Source organism: Niveispirillum cyanobacteriorum (assembly GCF_002868735.1).
GTDB lineage: Bacteria > Pseudomonadota > Alphaproteobacteria > Azospirillales > Azospirillaceae > Niveispirillum > Niveispirillum cyanobacteriorum.
In genome coordinates this window covers 432,435-447,194 of record NZ_CP025613.1, presented here as the reverse complement: position 1 = coordinate 447,194, position 14,760 = coordinate 432,435, and the positions used below count along the sequence as shown (strand labels likewise).

The following is a 14,760-nucleotide window of genomic DNA, read 5'->3' as shown; positions in this document are numbered from 1 at the left end:
AAGAACAGGAGTTCGCCATGCACTATAGCAGTGGAAACTATGAAGCCTTCGTGCGTCCCCGCAAGCCCGAGGGGGCCGACAAGAAGACGGCCTGGTTCGTCGGCTCGGGGCTGGCGGGGCTCGCCGGCGCCGCCTTCCTGATCCGCGACGGCGGCGTTTCGGGCGATCGCATCACCATATTGGAAGAGCTGGGAATCCCCGGCGGCGCGCTCGATGGTCTTGATGTGCCGGAGAAGGGCTTCGTCATTCGCGGCGGCCGCGAGATGGAGGAGCATTTCGAGTGCCTGTGGGACCTCTATCGCTCGATCCCCTCGCTGGAGATCGAGGATGCCAGCGTCCTCGACGAATTCTACCGGCTCAACAAGGACGACCCCAACTTTTCGCTCCAGCGTACGACGCAGAACCAGGGCCAGGACGTGCCCGACAAGGCGCTGCTGACGTTGAACGACAAGGCCCAGAAGGACCTGCTCTCCGTTTTCCTGGCGACACGCGAGGAGATGGAGAACAAGCGCATCAACGAGGTCTTCGGCGAAGATTTCCTGAAGAGCAATTTCTGGCTCTATTGGCGCACCATGTTCGCCTTCGAGGAATGGCATTCGGCGCTGGAAATGAAGCTCTACCTGCACCGCTTCATCCATCATATCGGCAGTCTCGCCGACTTCTCCTCGCTCAAGTTCAATCGCTACAATCAGTATGAATCCATGGTCCTGCCGCTGGTGAAGTGGCTGACCGATCACGGCGTCACGTTCCGCTACGGCGTCGAGGTCACCGACGTCGATTTCGACATCCAGCCCGGCCGCAAGCAAGCGACCCGCATTCACTGGAAAGAGCGCGGCGTCGAAGGCGGCGTCGATCTCGCGCCAGACGATCTCGTCTTCATAACCATCGGCTCATTGACCGAGAATTCCGACAATGGCGATCACAAGACGCCGGCGAAGCTCAACGAAGGACCGGCGCCGGCCTGGGACCTGTGGCGGCGGATCGCGGCGAAGGATCCGGCCTTCGGCCGCCCGGACGTATTCGGGGCCCATATCCCGGAAACGAAATGGGCCTCGGCAACGATTACCGCCCTCGATGCCCGTATTCCGGCCTATGTCGAGAAGATCACCAAGCGCAACCCCTTCACCGGCAAGATCGTCTCGGGGGGTATCGTCACGGTGAAGGACTCGGCGTGGCTGCTGAGCTGGACGGTTCATCGCCAGCCGCATTTCAAGAAGCAGCCCAAGGACCAGATGATCGCCTGGTTCTACGCGCTCTTTGTCGACAAGCCCGGCGACTATGTGAAGAAGCCAATGCAGGAATGCACCGGCGAGGAAATCACCCAGGAGTGGCTCTACCATCTCGGTGTACCGGTCGAGGACATTCCGGAGCTCGCAGCCTCCGGCGCCAGCACCGTGCCCACGATGATGCCCTATATCACCGCCTTCTTCATGCCGCGCCAGGCGGGTGACCGGCCGGACGTGGTGCCGGAGGGCGCGGTCAATTTCGCCTTCATCGGACAGTTCGCGGAATCGAAACAGCGGGACTGCATCTTCACCACGGAATATTCGGTGAGGACCCCGATGGAGGCCGTCTACACCCTGATGAATGTCGAGCGCGGCGTGCCGGAAGTCTTCAACTCGACCTACGATATCCGTACGCTGCTGGCAGCGATCGGTCCGCTGCGGGACGGCAAGGGCATCGACCTTCCCGGACCGGCCTTCCTGCGCAAGCTGCTGATGAAGAAGCTCGAAGGCACCGAGATCGCCAAGCTGCTCGAAGAGTTCCATCTGATCGAGGTTTGAACAGAGACCGGAAGGCACGCGCGGCGTGTGAAAGGTGATGAATGGCCGACGACGATCAGAAGAGCGAACGCGCCGCCGAGGTGACTGGGGTGCACGGCCATCATCACCATCATGAGCCGGACGGCGAAACGCCGTCCGGTCACGTCGACCATGATCCGGTCTGCGGCATGGTGGTCGATCCCGCCAGGACCGCTCACAAGGCTGAGTATGAAGGCGAGCGCTACGTCTTCTGCTCGGCCGGCTGCAAGGCGAAGTTCGACGCCGACCCCGTGCATTATGCGGCACTGGCAGCGCATGCCGCACATCACCATGAGGGTGCTGCCGCCCATGGCGATCATTCCCACCATAGCCACACGCATGGTCCTGACCGCTAAAGGTGCTACGCTTAATGGAACCAAGCTGTTCGGCGACAGCGGCTTGAAAGGCGGTGCGATCCGCGGGGGGACATCTTCTTTGACTGCGGCTCGATTTATGTGGATGCGTCGCCCGAGCCGTGATTGGTATCGTGCGGATGCGCCGGCGTCGCTCTCCATGAAACTTTTGAAGTCACTCAATGCCTGCCGAACCTCATGCCTCAGTTATGGGTGTCCATGGCTCTCAGTTCGGTGAGAAAGACTGTTCCAACCTCCACCGCTCGCTTGGCCGCGTCAGGGTCGACGTCCACGCCGTGCGAGGCTTCGTTCATGATACGCAGCGCGCGGAGCATTTCATCGGTGCTTGCTGGCATCGCTCCATTCTTTCTCAGGTCTCGCAGCATGTTCATGATACCAACGGGCCGATCGAAGACGATGCCTCTTTTGTCCGCGAGGTCGCGAAGGGATAAGGGGCGGGCGCCACCCGTCTCCCGTTCGCGGGAGACGGTTCATTGATGACGCGACTCTAACGACAAGGAGGAATGAGGTTTCGCTACCCGAACTGGAAGTGTCGCGACGGGAATTTAATCCTGTTCAATCATAGAAGAGACTGAATGGGCCAAGTGGGATTCTGGCCAAAGAGCCTACCTCGCGCAGAATCCCGCTCTCAGGTCAGCAGGTTATGGACGATCGTCAAGCCCGCCTATGTGGCGCCGCCTGTATCCGGCATCCCGACGCCCGAGCGTGGGGGCTTTTCTCGCTACAAACTCAATGCAACCTCTTGCGGGCAGTAGCGTGAGACATCGCGCTTGAACGATCCCGAGAGTGCTCCGGAGTGCGGAACGTTTCGATCAGAACCGCCTCGCGCACAACGAGCCGCAGGAGGCGAATATGACAGACAGCAGGTTTCTGACGCCGGAGGAAGTGGTGGACCGCTATCGCGGCGGTGTGTCGCTTGGCACCCTACGAAACTGGCGAACGAAGCGTATTGGCCCCTCGTTCATCAAGATCGGAAAGGCCGTCCTCTACCCGGTGGAGGAGCTTGAGGATTTGGACAAAAGGAATAGAGTGCCTTGCAGTGCCTCTGAGCGACTCAGCGAGCCTGTGGGTGATCAGGCGTGATGATCACGATCGGTCACCTTGGACCGCCCCCAATAAGCGGCTCCACTTGCATCCACGGGGCGCTTTTTACGAGCAATATCAATTGGTTACAGCGGCCATTAGGGTGGTGCATAATCACCCCAGCGGCGACCCCACGCCCAGCCGCGCCGATATCGACATGACCAAACAGATCGTTGCCGCCGCGACGGCCCTAGGCGTGGTGATCCATGACCATGTCATCATCGGAAAAGGCGGAAAATATGTGAGCTTCAAAAGTGCGGGGCTGATGTAGCCCTCCCCATTCATCTCAATAATCATATTATATGATGATCCTACTTTCAAATTCGGGTAGGATGCGCCCCGTTGGAAAAATCGGAAACATGCGGGGGAGGAAATACGCATGAAGGGTTTGCATTGCAGCCTAGCCTTGTGTCTGGGCCTGCTGACCGCCGTTCCGGCCTTTGGCCAGGACGCCAAGGTCACCGTCAATGGCGCACAGCCCGGCCCCGTGCTGGCGCCGGAAATCCAGGGACAGTTCGCTGAACATCTGGGCCGCCTGATCTATGAAGGCATCTGGGTGGGGGAGAAATCATCCATCCCTAATATCCGCGGCTATCGCAAGGACGTGGTAGAGGCGCTGAAAGCCATCCGCGTGCCCCTGATCCGCTGGCCCGGTGGCTGCTTCGCCGATGAATATCACTGGCGCGACGGCATTGGCCCCCGTGCCAAGCGGCCTGTTGGCGTCAACACCAACTGGGGTGGTGTTGCGGAAACCAATGAGTTCGGGACCCATGAATTCATGGATTTCTCCGAACTGGTCGGGGCCAAGACTTATGTGAATGGTAATATCGGCACCGGTTCGGCCCGCGAAATGGCAGACTGGGTCGAATATATGACCAACCCGTCCAAATCCACCCTGGCCCAGACGCGCCGCGCCAATGGCCGGGACAAGCCCTGGACGCTGGATTGGTTCGCCATCGGGAATGAGACCTGGGGCTGTGGCGGCAATATGCGCCCAGAATTCTATACCGACCAGTTGCGCCAGATCCGCACCTTCATCAAGCCTGCAGCCGGACAGCCGACCAAGATTATCGCCAGCGGCGGCAATTCCGACGATCTGAAATGGACCGATGTCGTGATGGCGGGGTCTGCCAACATGATCGACGCCATCAGCCTGCATCATTACGCCCTGCCCTCCTTTGGTCGGCCGACGCGCGGCACCTGGAAGGATAAGGGATCGGCAACCGAATTCGGGGAAAGCGACTGGTTCGCGCTGATGGTGACGGCCACGCAGATGGATGATCTGCTGACCAAGCACAGCGCGGTCATGGACAAATATGATCCCAAGAAGAAGGTGGCCCTGGTCGTCGATGAATGGGGCAACTGGTTCGACCCCACGCCCGGCACCAATCCCGGGTTCCTTGAGCAGCAGAACACGCTGCGCGATGCCGTGACGGCGGCGATCAACCTGAACATCTTCCATAAGCATGGCGAACGTGTGCGCATGGCCAACATCGCACAGATGGTCAATGTGCTGCAGGCCCTGATCCTGACCGACGGGCCGAAGATGCTGCTGACACCTACCTATCATGTCTTTGACATGTATAAGGATTTCCAGGGGGCCACGCAGTTCCCGGTGACCGTTGCTGGGCCAAAATACAGCTATGCAGAACGCAGCCTACCGGCCATCAGCGCCTCTGCGGCGCGCGCCAAGGATGGCAGCGTGTTGGTGGCGTTAACCAACATCAACCCGAACGAGGCGGTACCGGTCACAGTCAGCCTGGATGGCGTGACGGCAGCGGGCGTGTCGGGCCGCATTCTGACGGCGCCCGCCATGAACGCCCATAACAGCTTTGCCCAGCCGGACGCCGTGAAGCCGGTGGCGTTCACGGGGGCAGCGTTGAATGGGACTACATTGTCGGTGACCCTGCCGGCCAAGTCGGTTGTGGTGCTGGTTGTGAAGTAACAAGGAAGGGGCGGCCCTGATCGGGGCCGCCCCTTCTTCCTGTTTACAGCGCCTTCACGACCACCGGCACCGGTGTCGCCTGCGCCAGGCGGTTGCGCAGCGGCAGGCCGAAGGGGGCAGCCTCTACCTCGAACACATCGCCAGGCTGCGTCTGGAACCCGTCGCTGAAGGACAGGGTGGCGGTGCCGAAATAGTGCACATGCACGTCGCCGGGGCGGCGGAACCCATCATATTTGAAGTGATGATATTCTAGGTTTGACAAGCTATGGGACATGTTGGCCTCCCCAGACAGGAAGGGCTTTTCCCAGACGGTCTGGCCATCGCGCACGATGCGCGTCGTACCCCTTACATCGGCGGGCAGGTCACCCAACAGCAGTTCCGGGCCAATGGCGCAGACACGCAGCTTGGAATGGGCCAGATAGAGATAGTTCTGACGTTCCGTCACATGGTCCGAAAACTCGTTGCCCAGCGCATAGCCCAGGCGGAAGACGCTGCCATCCGGTCCGACGATGTACAGCCCCGCTATCTCCGGTTCCTCCCCTCCGTCCAGGGCAAAGAAGGGGGAGACAAGGTCGCCATCGGGCCGGGCCAGGATGGAGCCGTCGCCTTTGTAGAACCATTCCGGCTGTACGCCGACCTGGCCTGGTGCCGGCTTGCCGCCATCCAGACCCATACGGAACATACGCATGCTGTCGGTCTGCTTGGCGGGATCGGCCAGATCGCGATGCATCTTGTCCCGACCTTCCGCCGACCCCAGATGCGTCAGGCCCGTGCCGGCTACCAGCAGATGGGCGGCGTCCGGATGGTCCAGCGGCGGCAGCACGCGGCCATCAGCCAGGGCGGCGGCCAGATCAACCTCTTCCCCCGTCGCCTGCGCCTGCGCCAACGACAGCAGGGAACTGCCCGCCGCGATGGCCTGCTGCGCCAGTTCATAGGTGGTGGCGGCACCGCTCAGGAGACGGGCCGGCGCATCATCCTGGCGCAGGGCCACGGCCCGCTTGCCCTGCTTGTCCACAAACTGCGTCAGACGCCACGCCATCGCGCTCACTCCTTGGGATTTGGTATATTATGTCTCGGTTCATGCATCACGCCGCCAGGATATGGCATTTGGCGCTGGACTAAATGATATAATAATACTAATCATTTTTTCCTAGTATGAAATGGCAGGGCAGCCCCAGCAAGAAGGCGGTGCCCGGTCCGGGGACGGAAACGATAGAGGGTTGCGATGAAGGCTTTCGCAAAATATGGGGCCATGGCTTTGATGCTGGCCGCCATGACGGGCTGCGGCGACAAGGGCGGGGCGGGTAAGGCGGCGGATGCCGGCAAGGCCGCCGGCGCTCTGACCATCGGCTTCTCGCAGATCGGGTCGGAATCCGGCTGGCGTGCAGCGGAAACCAAGCTGGCCAAGTTGGAAGCAGAAAAGCGCGGCATCAACCTCAAAGTCTCCGACGCGCAGCAGCAGCAGGCCAACCAGATCAAGGCCATCCGGTCCTTCATCGCCCAGGGCGTGGACGCCATTCTGCTGGCCCCCGTCATCTCGTCCGGCTGGGATGAAGTACTGGGCGAGGCCAAGGCCGCAAACATCCCGGTCGTCCTGCTGGACCGGCAGATCGACACCGCCGACCCCAGCCTGTACCTGTCCGCCGTAACCTCTGACACGGTGGAGGAAGGGCGCGTGGCGGGCCGCTGGCTGGTTTCGACGCTGGCGGGCCGCGACTGCCGCGTCGTAGAAATCCAGGGCACCATCGGCGCCTCTCTGGTCGCCAACCGCAAGAAAGGGTTCGAGGAGGGTATTTCCACCGCCGCCAATGTGCAGATCGTCCGCACACAGTCCGGCGAATTCACCCGCGCCAAGGGCAAGGAGGTCATGGAGGGGTTCATCAAGGCCGAAGCGCCGGGCACCATCTGCGCTGTCTATGCCCATAATGACGACATGATGATCGGCGCCATCCAGGCCATGAAGGAAGCCGGTCTGAAGCCGGGTAGCGACATCCTGGCTGTTTCCATCGATGCCGTGCCCGATATCTTCAAGGCCATGGCCGATGGTGATGCCAATGCCACCGTCGAACTGACACCTGACATGGCCAGCCGCGCCTATGACCTGCTGGCCGCGTACAAGAAGGATGGCACGCAGCCGCCGAAATGGGTGCAGACGCCGTCCACCCTCTATCTGCCCGACACCGCAGCAGCGGAATATGAGCGCCGCAAGGATCTGTACTGATGGCAGATACGGCGGCAACGCTGCTGTCCGCACGCGGGCTGACGCGCACCTATCCGGGTGTGCGGGCCCTTGATGGGGTGGACCTGACCCTGCGGGCCGGGGAAATCCATGCGCTGCTGGGCGAGAACGGGGCCGGTAAATCCACCCTGATCAACCTGCTGACGGGTGCGCAACCTGTCGAAGCCGGGTCCATCCATCTGGACGGGCGTGAGGTTCGACCCAGAAGCCCGGCGGATGCCGCGGCCAACGGCATTGTCGCCGTCTATCAGGAAATCACCCTGCTGCCCAACCTGTCGGTAGCGGAGAATATCTATCTGGGGCGGGAGCCGACGCGGTTCGGTCTGGTGGACAGGGCCCGGATGCGGCGCGAGGCAGCGGTGTTGCTGTCGCGGTTCGGCCTGTCCATCGATCCGGCACAGCCGCTGTCGGCCTTTTCCACCGCCGTGCAGCAGTTAATCGCCATTGCGCGTGCCGTCGACATGTCGGCGCGCGTCCTGATCCTGGACGAACCGACGGCCAGCCTGGACAGCGCGGAAGTGGCAGTTTTATTCCGCCTGATGCGCGAACTGGCGGCGTCGGGTATGGCGGTGCTGTTCGTCACCCATTTCCTGGATCAGGTCTATGAAGTCACTCACCGGATCACCGTGCTGCGCGGTGGGAAGCTGGTGGGCGAACGGAAGACGGCGGAGCTGCCGCGTATGGACCTTGTCGCCATGATGCTGGGCAAGCTGCCCAGTGGCGACAGCCATTTGCAGCGCCATGCCGCCCGCGAACCGGGTGCGGCCTTCGTGACCGTGAAAGGTCTGGGCAAACGGCATCTGGTGGCACCGTTCAGTGCCGAGGTACGGCAGGGCGAGGTGCTGGGCGTGGCCGGCCTGCTGGGGTCTGGCCGCACGGAAACGGCGCTGCTGCTGTTCGGGGCGGAACGGGCCGATGCCGGAGAGATCATTGTAGATGGGGCGGCGGTCACGCTGCGCGGACCGCGCGACGCCATCCGCTTAGGGTTTGGTTTCTGCCCGGAGGATCGAAAGCTGGACGGGATTGTGCCCGACCTGTCGATCCGGGAAAACATCGTCCTGGCCTTGCAGGCCCGCCTGGGTTGGGTCCGGCGGCTGCCCCTGGCGCGTCAGCGGGAACTGGCCGACACCTATATCAAGCTGCTGAATATCCGCACGCCGGACGCGGAGAAACCCATCCAGCTTCTATCGGGCGGCAATCAGCAGAAGGCGCTGCTGGCCCGCTGGCTGGCGACCAAGCCGCGCCTGCTGATCCTGGACGAACCGACGCGCGGCATCGATGTCGGCGCGCATGCGGAGATCATCCTGTTGCTGGAAAAACTGCGGGACGAGGGCATGGCGCTCTATGTCATCTCGTCGGAGGTAGAAGAGGTCGCCGCCTATGCCGACCGGGTCATGGTGATGCGTGAACGCCGTCAGGCCGGCATGCTGACCGGGGGGGATGTCACCCCATCGGCGATCATCGACGCCATCGTTACGCCGGTGGATATGCCGCCGCCGGGACGGGCAGCATGAGCGGTTGGTTCATGGAAGCCCGGTCGCGGCTTTCCCTTCTGGCGCTGGTTCTGCTGGCCAATGTCCTGGTGGCGCCTGGCTTCCTGGAGTTGCGGCTGGTTGATGGGCGGCTGTTCGGCGGCATCATCGATATCCTGAACCGGGGCGCACCTGTCATGCTGCTAGCCGTCGGCATGGCGCCCGTCATCGCCACGCGCGGTATCGACCTGTCGGTGGGGGCCGTCATGGCCATCGCGGGGGCCGTCGCCGCAGCAACGGTGAATGCCGGCCATGCCTGGCCCGTCGCGGTAATTGCGGCCCTGGGCACGGGTCTGGCCTGTGGCCTGTGGAATGGCATCCTGGTCACGATTTTCCGCATGCAGCCGATTGTCGCCACCCTGATCCTGATGGTGGCAGGGCGGGGCATTGCGCAGATGATTACAGAAGGCCGCGTCCTGACCTTCACCGATGACGGTCTGGCGGGGGTCAGTTCGGCCAGCCTGCTGGGCCTACCCCTGCCGGTCCTGATCGCGCTGGCCGCTGCTATCGTCACGGGCCTGCTGGTCCGCGCGACGGCATTGGGCCTGTTTGTTGAGGCGGTAGGGACCAGCCCGCGGGCCGCCCGTCTGGCCGGTGTGCCGGCGCCCGGCATCCTGATCGGCGTCTATGTCTGGTCGGGGCTGATGGCGGCTTTGGCGGGCCTGATCGCCGCCGCCGACATTCGCGGCGCCGATGCCAATAATGCCGGCCTGTGGCTGGAACTGGACGCCATCCTGGCCGTCGTCATCGGCGGGACCAGCCTTTATGGCGGGCGGTTCAGCATCGGCCTGTCGGTGCTAGGTGCCCTCATCCTGCAGGGCATGCGGACCTGCATCCTGCGTTCCGGCCTGCCTCCGGAACTGAACCTGCTGCTGATGGCGCTGGTGATCGCCCTGGTCCTGGTGGTGCAGTCGCCCGCCTGTCAGCCGGCCATCGCACGCCTGACAGCCCGTCTGACACGAAAGGGAACGGCATGATGCGCATCAATGCCCGCACCCTGCCCTTCCTGGCCACGCTGGGTGTCTTCATCCTGCTTTATGCCGCCTGTGCCATACAATACCCGTCGATGCTCAGCAGCCGGGTCATCGGCAATCTTTTGACCGACAACGCCTTTCTGGGTGTGCTGGCGGTCGGCATGACCTTTGTCATCCTGTCGGGCGGCATCGACCTGTCGGTGGGAGCCGTCATGGGCTTCACGACGGTCGCACTGGCAGTGATGATCGAAGGGGCGGGGCTGCACCCGCTGGCCTCCTTCACCATCGTGCTGGTGGGGGGGGCTGCGTTCGGGTGCGGCGTGGGGGTGGCCATCCACTGGCTGAAGGCTCCACCTTTCATCGTCACCCTGACGGCAATGTTCCTGGCGCGCGGGGCCGCGTTGCTGCTGTCCACCGACAGCATCCCGGTGCGGCACGAATTCTATCAGACCCTGTCGGGCCTGTCGCTTTCCCTGCCGGGCAGCGGGCGGCTGGGACTGATCGCCATGGTGATGCTGCTGGCCTTTGTGCTGGGCGGTGTGCTGCTGCATTTCACACGGGCGGGCCTGCGTGTCTATGCGCTGGGTGGCAATGCCCGCTTTGCCGGCCTGATGGGCATCGACACGGCCCGCACCACCATCCTGGTCTATGGCGTGTCCAGCACCATGGCGGCGCTGGCTGGTATCATCTTCTCCCTCTACACCCGGTCCGGCTATGCCCTGACCGGGGTGGGGGTGGAGTTGGATGCCATCGCAGCGGTGGTGATCGGCGGCACCCTGCTGTCCGGCGGGGTGGGCGGCATGGCGGGGTCGTTGATCGGCGTGCTGATCCAGGGGTTGATCCTGACTTGGATTACTTTCGATGGCAGCCTGTCATCCTGGTGGACGAAGATTGCCATCGGCATGCTTTTGTTCATATTCATCGGGCTGCAACGCCTGATACTACAATTCTCCGCTCCCACCGGGCGCACGGGGTAGAACATGTCCATTGCCCGCTGGGCCGCCGACCGTCCACTGTCCAACCATGAACAGATTGTCCGTACCCTGGGGCTGGAGATCCTGACCGGGGTGCATGCGCCCGCTGCCAACCTGCCGCCGGAACCGGTGTTGCTGTCACGGTTCGGTATCTCCCGCACGGCCCTGCGCGAGGTTTTAAAGACCTTGTCGGCCAAAGGGCTGCTGATTTCCAAGACGCGGGTGGGCACCAAGGTGCAGGACCCGCTCCATTGGAACTATTTCGATGCCGATGTTCTGGCTTGGCTGGTCAGTCAGGGCCTGGACGAGACTTTGCGCAAGCATCTGCTGGAGGTTCGGACGGCTCTGGAACCACAGGCGGCGGCTTTGGCAGCAAAACGGCGGACAGCGGACGATCTCGGCGAATTGCGCCGTTGTATCACCGCGATGGCCGATCCTCACCATGACCAGCACAGCTTTGCCCAGGCCGACCTGGATTTCCATGTGGCGGTAGGCAGCGCATCGGGCAACCCGATGATGCGGTCCTTCGCCGCGGTGATTGAGGTGGCGCTGCTCGCCTCCTTCTCCCTCACCTCCCCCGTTGATCGTCCGGACCTGCATACGGAGGTTGTCGCCGCCCATGCCGCCATCGTCGACGCCATTGAAGCGGGCGACGCGGCGGCAGCGGCAGCGGCGATGCGTGCGGTCATCCAGTCAGGATTCGACCGGGTGTAAGGACCACCATGCATCGAAAACGATGCATTATGCTGCACGTTCCCTCAAGTGCCCCGCGTCAGCAGTCGCCGCCGTGCCAACGGTCACAAAGTTGGCCGCTGGCTTACTCCACAAAATCCTCCACCCGCACCCACCGGCCCGTCATGTAGGCATCGGCCACGATGCGCAGCGGGGCCAGATCGGCATCGACGCGGCGTTCGGCCACCAGACGCGCGAACAGGGCATAGAGATTGGCGTATTCCTGTTCCTTCTGCTCTATCTGGGGCACACCATTGATGCTCATCACCGCGCCACCGCGCGACAAGGTCAGGGTGCCCTGGTCGGTTTCGATGATGATGTCCCAGGTTTGCGGCCCCGTCTGACGCCAGTCGAACTCCGCCCTCACGGGCAGACCCTGATGGTCATGCATCTCCAGCGTTGCCGCGATTGGCGCCTGCCGGTTGGCCGGAACCTCCAGGGTCGCCTTATCCACGATCAAGGCATTGGGCAGCATATGGGTGATGATCGACAGGGCATTGATGCCGGGATCGAAAACGCCCAGCCCCCCCGGGGCCCAAATCCATTCCTGTCCCGGATGCCAGTACCGGACATCCTCCTTCCAGGAGATATGCACGCGCAGCAGCTTCTTACCCGCCAGCCAGGCCTTGGCCGGTTCGACCGCCGGGGCATAGCGCGAATGCCAGGTGGCCAGCAGGGCCAACCCCTTTTCACGGGCCAGATCGATCAGATCATACACTTCCGTCAGGGTCGCCCCCGGCGGCTTTTCCAGCATCACGTGCTTGCCCGCCTCCAGCGCCTGACGGGCCAAGGCGTGGCGGGCCTGCGGCGGGGTGCAAAGGCTGATAGCGTCCACATCGGTCGCGTTGGCCAGCAGAGCGGCCAGATCGGCAAAGTTGGGAACCCCCTCCACACGCCCATGCCGGCTGGCCACGGCCGCCAGTTCATAGTCCGCATTGGCGGCAATGACGGGCAAGTGCTGGTCACGGGCGATCTTGCCAACGCCAACCAGACCGATCCGGATAGGGGACATGGACGCTTCCTCGATATGGGCGAAACAGGATGCGTCTGGATAGACTATTTTATATGATAAATCCAGCAAAGAGCGCGGCTGCGGCTTGAATAGTCGTACTATTAAGCCTAAAACGGCCCAGACAACATCGCAAAGGTACCGTCTCATGCCCGCGTCAGAGACTGCCCCTACCCTGCCCGCCCGTGGTCAGTTCGGGACCACGCCGGATGGCACGCCGGTCGATCAGGTGACTCTGGTCAACGGTCGTGGCTGGGCCGCGCGGATTATCGGGTTGGGGGCCAGTTTGCAGGCTCTCTGGGTGCCGGACCGGCAGGGGACGCTGGACGATGTGGTCTTGGGCCATGATGACCTGCAATCCTATCTGGATAACCGCACCTTTCTTGGCGCCATTGCCGGACGCTATGCCAACCGCATCGCGGGGGGGCATTTCGCCTTGAATGGGCAGGAATATCAGGTGACCCGCAATGACGGCCCCAACTGCCTGCACGGCGGGACGCACGGGGTCGATTTGCTACCCTGGACCCTGGCAGAGTATGGCCCAACACATGCTGTCTTTACCCTTCACAGCCCCGATGGGGCGGAGGGTTTTCCCGGTGCCTTGGATATCAGCGCCGAATACACACTCACCGACGATAGCCTGCTGGTCACGCTGACGGCCACCACGGATGCGCCAACCATCATCAACCTGACCAACCACGCCTATTTCAACCTGGGCGGGGCGGTTGCGGGCGGGGACATATTGGGCCATGAGTTGATGCTGGCCGCCGATCATTACACGCCCATCGATGCCAATCTGATCCCCACCGGGGAATTGCGGACGGTGGCCGGCAGCGTCTTCGATTTCAGCAATCCCCGCGCCATCGGGGCGCATCTTCGCGATGGTACGGAAGCGCAACTGGCGCTGGCCCGCGGCTATGACCATAATTTCGTGCTGCGGGCGGGCGGCGGGGCAGAGCCGTCCTTTGCCGCGCGCCTATACGATCCGGCCACGGGTCGGGTGATGGAATTGTCCACCACAGAACCCGGCCTGCAATTCTATTCCGGCAATTTCCTGCCCGGCAGTCTGATTGGCAAGGGCGGGCGGCTTTACCGCCAATCCGATGCGCTGTGCCTGGAACCGCAGAAATTCCCCGACAGCCCGAATAAGCCATCCTTCCCCAGCGCACGTCTGGAACCGGGACAGACCTATCGGCATGTGTCGCGGTATAGGTTTGGCGTGACAGGATAAAGGGACGGCTTAACGCCGCCCTGTCCCGCCGCTCCAGCCCATACCCTTGCTGATGGCGCGGGCCGTATCCTTCACGGTGGCGATCAGTTCCTGCATACGCTCATCATTCATGTATTGTGCGGCGCTGGACAGGCTGATGGCGGCAATGATCTTACCGCTGGCACCGCGGATGGGGGCAGCGACGCAACGGATGCGGTCTTCATTCTCTTCCAGGTCGAAGGCGTAGCCGCCATTGGCATAGTTGCGCATGCGCTGATGCCAGACGGGCCAGTCGGCCTCGCTGAAATGCTTGTCGTGGAAGCTGCGCCAGCGCGCCTCGCTCTCATCCAGGATCAGGGCCTTGCCCAGACCGGTGGAGGCGATGGGATGGCGTTCACCGACGCGCGAACCGATCTCGATACGCCGCCGGCCAGGTATCTTGTCGAGGTACAGCGCCTCTTCCCCATCCAGCACGCCAAGATGCACTGTATCCTCGGTGGCAGCGGCCAGATCCTCGATATGCGGGCGGGCAACGCGGGGGATGTCCATCTGCTGCTGCGCCAGATAGCCCAGTTCCAGCAGCTTCGGCCCCAACTGATACCCTTCACGCGGTGTTAGGATCAGAAAGTCCCGTTCCACCAGGGCAGCGGCCAGCCGATGCGTCGTGCTGCGCGTCAGATCCAGGCGCTGCGCCAGCTTAGCTAGGCTGATCGGACCGTCGGCCACAGCCTCCAGCACATCCAGCCCACGCAGCAGCGTCTGGCTGCCGCTGGGGGTAGCCTTGGGGGCATCTTCATCTTGCTCGACGGTGGCGCTGCTCATCTGCTCGTATCACTCTCTCAATTTGCGGAACAGCATCCCATAATCACGCTAAAACAGCAAGGTC

At 62.6% G+C, this 14,760-nt stretch carries 15 protein-coding genes; 11 read left to right on the top strand and 4 right to left on the bottom strand.

All coding sequences use genetic code 11. The features are described from left to right. Nucleotides 1-17: 17 nt before the first annotated feature. Both C0V82_RS22830 and C0V82_RS22825 read left to right on the top strand, forming a co-directional pair. On the top strand, nt 18-1,784 hold the full coding sequence (locus C0V82_RS22830) for an oleate hydratase (protein WP_102114735.1): 1,767 nt from the start codon (nt 18-20) through the stop codon (nt 1,782-1,784). A 41-nt stretch (nt 1,785-1,825) separates the two neighbouring features. Then, nucleotides 1,826-2,158 (top strand): YHS domain-containing protein, encoded by a 333-nt coding sequence (locus C0V82_RS22825; RefSeq protein ID WP_211107968.1) that lies wholly within the window; start codon nt 1,826-1,828, stop codon nt 2,156-2,158. Between the two features lie 200 nt (nt 2,159-2,358). Here C0V82_RS22825 and C0V82_RS22820 read toward each other — a convergent pair whose 3' ends face one another. Beyond that, entirely contained in the window at nt 2,359-2,547 is a 189-nt protein-coding gene (locus C0V82_RS22820) for a hypothetical protein (RefSeq protein WP_102114734.1), read from the bottom strand. Nucleotides 2,548-3,028: 481 nt separating this feature from the next. Here C0V82_RS22820 and C0V82_RS22815 point away from each other — a divergent pair, with 481 nt between their 5' ends. The 3 genes from C0V82_RS22815 (at nt 3,029) to C0V82_RS22805 (ending at nt 5,204) form a co-directional block, all read left to right on the top strand. Then, on the top strand, nt 3,029-3,259 hold the full coding sequence (locus C0V82_RS22815; protein WP_102115166.1) for a helix-turn-helix transcriptional regulator: 231 nt from the start codon (nt 3,029-3,031) through the stop codon (nt 3,257-3,259). Beyond that, nucleotides 3,216-3,530, top strand: a complete 315-nt coding sequence (locus tag C0V82_RS22810; protein WP_425438287.1) for a JAB domain-containing protein — start codon at nt 3,216-3,218, stop codon at nt 3,528-3,530. Before C0V82_RS22815 ends, C0V82_RS22810 begins: the two co-directional genes overlap by 44 nt. A 108-nt stretch (nt 3,531-3,638) precedes the next feature. Beyond that, on the top strand, nt 3,639-5,204 hold the full coding sequence (locus C0V82_RS22805; RefSeq protein ID WP_102114733.1) for an alpha-N-arabinofuranosidase: 1,566 nt from the start codon (nt 3,639-3,641) through the stop codon (nt 5,202-5,204). Nucleotides 5,205-5,247: 43 nt separating this feature from the next. On the opposite strand, the gene araD1 is transcribed toward C0V82_RS22805, so the two are convergent. Beyond that, complete coding sequence (araD1, locus tag C0V82_RS22800) at nt 5,248-6,243, bottom strand: AraD1 family protein (protein ID WP_102114732.1); 996 nt, start codon at nt 6,241-6,243, stop codon at nt 5,248-5,250. A 234-nt stretch (nt 6,244-6,477) separates the two neighbouring features. Here araD1 and ytfQ point away from each other — a divergent pair, with 234 nt between their 5' ends. From ytfQ to C0V82_RS22775, 5 genes are read left to right on the top strand one after another with little or no spacing between them, the layout of a single operon-like run. Further along, on the top strand, nt 6,478-7,425 hold the full coding sequence (ytfQ, locus tag C0V82_RS22795; protein WP_211107992.1) for a galactofuranose ABC transporter, galactofuranose-binding protein YtfQ: 948 nt from the start codon (nt 6,478-6,480) through the stop codon (nt 7,423-7,425). Then, a complete protein-coding gene (locus tag C0V82_RS22790) occupies nt 7,425-8,957 on the top strand; it encodes a sugar ABC transporter ATP-binding protein (RefSeq protein WP_102114730.1) in 1,533 nt (510 codons plus the stop codon). Before ytfQ ends, C0V82_RS22790 begins: the two co-directional genes overlap by 1 nt. Continuing rightward, a complete protein-coding gene (locus C0V82_RS22785; RefSeq protein WP_102114729.1) occupies nt 8,954-9,952 on the top strand; it encodes an ABC transporter permease in 999 nt (332 codons plus the stop codon). Before C0V82_RS22790 ends, C0V82_RS22785 begins: the two co-directional genes overlap by 4 nt. Before the next feature lie 5 nt (nt 9,953-9,957). Beyond that, nucleotides 9,958-10,926: a galactofuranose ABC transporter, permease protein YjfF gene (gene yjfF / locus C0V82_RS22780; protein WP_102115165.1), complete on the top strand. Its 969-nt coding sequence runs from the start codon at nt 9,958-9,960 to the stop codon at nt 10,924-10,926. 3 nt (nt 10,927-10,929) lie between these two features. Next, nucleotides 10,930-11,637: a FadR/GntR family transcriptional regulator gene (locus C0V82_RS22775; RefSeq protein ID WP_102114728.1), complete on the top strand. Its 708-nt coding sequence runs from the start codon at nt 10,930-10,932 to the stop codon at nt 11,635-11,637. Nucleotides 11,638-11,740: 103 nt separating this feature from the next. On the opposite strand, the gene C0V82_RS22770 is transcribed toward C0V82_RS22775, so the two are convergent. Beyond that, entirely contained in the window at nt 11,741-12,667 is a 927-nt protein-coding gene (locus C0V82_RS22770) for a Gfo/Idh/MocA family protein (protein ID WP_102114727.1), read from the bottom strand. Between the two features lie 145 nt (nt 12,668-12,812). Between C0V82_RS22770 and C0V82_RS22765 the strand changes: the two genes are divergently transcribed. After that, nucleotides 12,813-13,895, top strand: a complete 1,083-nt coding sequence (locus C0V82_RS22765; protein WP_102114726.1) for an aldose epimerase family protein — start codon at nt 12,813-12,815, stop codon at nt 13,893-13,895. Between the two features lie 9 nt (nt 13,896-13,904). On the opposite strand, the gene C0V82_RS22760 is transcribed toward C0V82_RS22765, so the two are convergent. Then, nucleotides 13,905-14,696 (bottom strand): IclR family transcriptional regulator, encoded by a 792-nt coding sequence (locus tag C0V82_RS22760; RefSeq protein ID WP_102114725.1) that lies wholly within the window; start codon nt 14,694-14,696, stop codon nt 13,905-13,907. Between the last annotated feature and the right edge of the window lie 64 nt (nt 14,697-14,760).

Excerpts from the sequence above, each read along its gene's own strand:
- C0V82_RS22790 (WP_102114730.1), top strand. The coding sequence starts at position 7,425 with ATGGCAGATACGGCGGCAACGCTGCTGTCCGCACGCGGGCTGACGCGC.
- C0V82_RS22785 (WP_102114729.1), top strand. The coding sequence starts at position 8,954 with ATGAGCGGTTGGTTCATGGAAGCCCGGTCGCGGCTTTCCCTTCTGGCG.
- C0V82_RS22815 (WP_102115166.1), top strand. The coding sequence starts at position 3,029 with ATGACAGACAGCAGGTTTCTGACGCCGGAGGAAGTGGTGGACCGCTAT.
- araD1 (WP_102114732.1), bottom strand. The coding sequence starts at position 6,243 with ATGGCGTGGCGTCTGACGCAGTTTGTGGACAAGCAGGGCAAGCGGGCC.
- C0V82_RS22825 (WP_211107968.1), top strand. The coding sequence starts at position 1,826 with ATGGCCGACGACGATCAGAAGAGCGAACGCGCCGCCGAGGTGACTGGG.
- C0V82_RS22830 (WP_102114735.1), top strand. The coding sequence starts at position 18 with ATGCACTATAGCAGTGGAAACTATGAAGCCTTCGTGCGTCCCCGCAAG.
- C0V82_RS22820 (WP_102114734.1), bottom strand. The coding sequence starts at position 2,547 with ATGAACATGCTGCGAGACCTGAGAAAGAATGGAGCGATGCCAGCAAGC.
- C0V82_RS22765 (WP_102114726.1), top strand. The coding sequence starts at position 12,813 with ATGCCCGCGTCAGAGACTGCCCCTACCCTGCCCGCCCGTGGTCAGTTC.
- C0V82_RS22760 (WP_102114725.1), bottom strand. The coding sequence starts at position 14,696 with ATGAGCAGCGCCACCGTCGAGCAAGATGAAGATGCCCCCAAGGCTACC.
- C0V82_RS22770 (WP_102114727.1), bottom strand. The coding sequence starts at position 12,667 with ATGTCCCCTATCCGGATCGGTCTGGTTGGCGTTGGCAAGATCGCCCGT.
- C0V82_RS22805 (WP_102114733.1), top strand. The coding sequence starts at position 3,639 with ATGAAGGGTTTGCATTGCAGCCTAGCCTTGTGTCTGGGCCTGCTGACC.
- C0V82_RS22775 (WP_102114728.1), top strand. The coding sequence starts at position 10,930 with ATGTCCATTGCCCGCTGGGCCGCCGACCGTCCACTGTCCAACCATGAA.
- ytfQ (WP_211107992.1), top strand. The coding sequence starts at position 6,478 with ATGACGGGCTGCGGCGACAAGGGCGGGGCGGGTAAGGCGGCGGATGCC.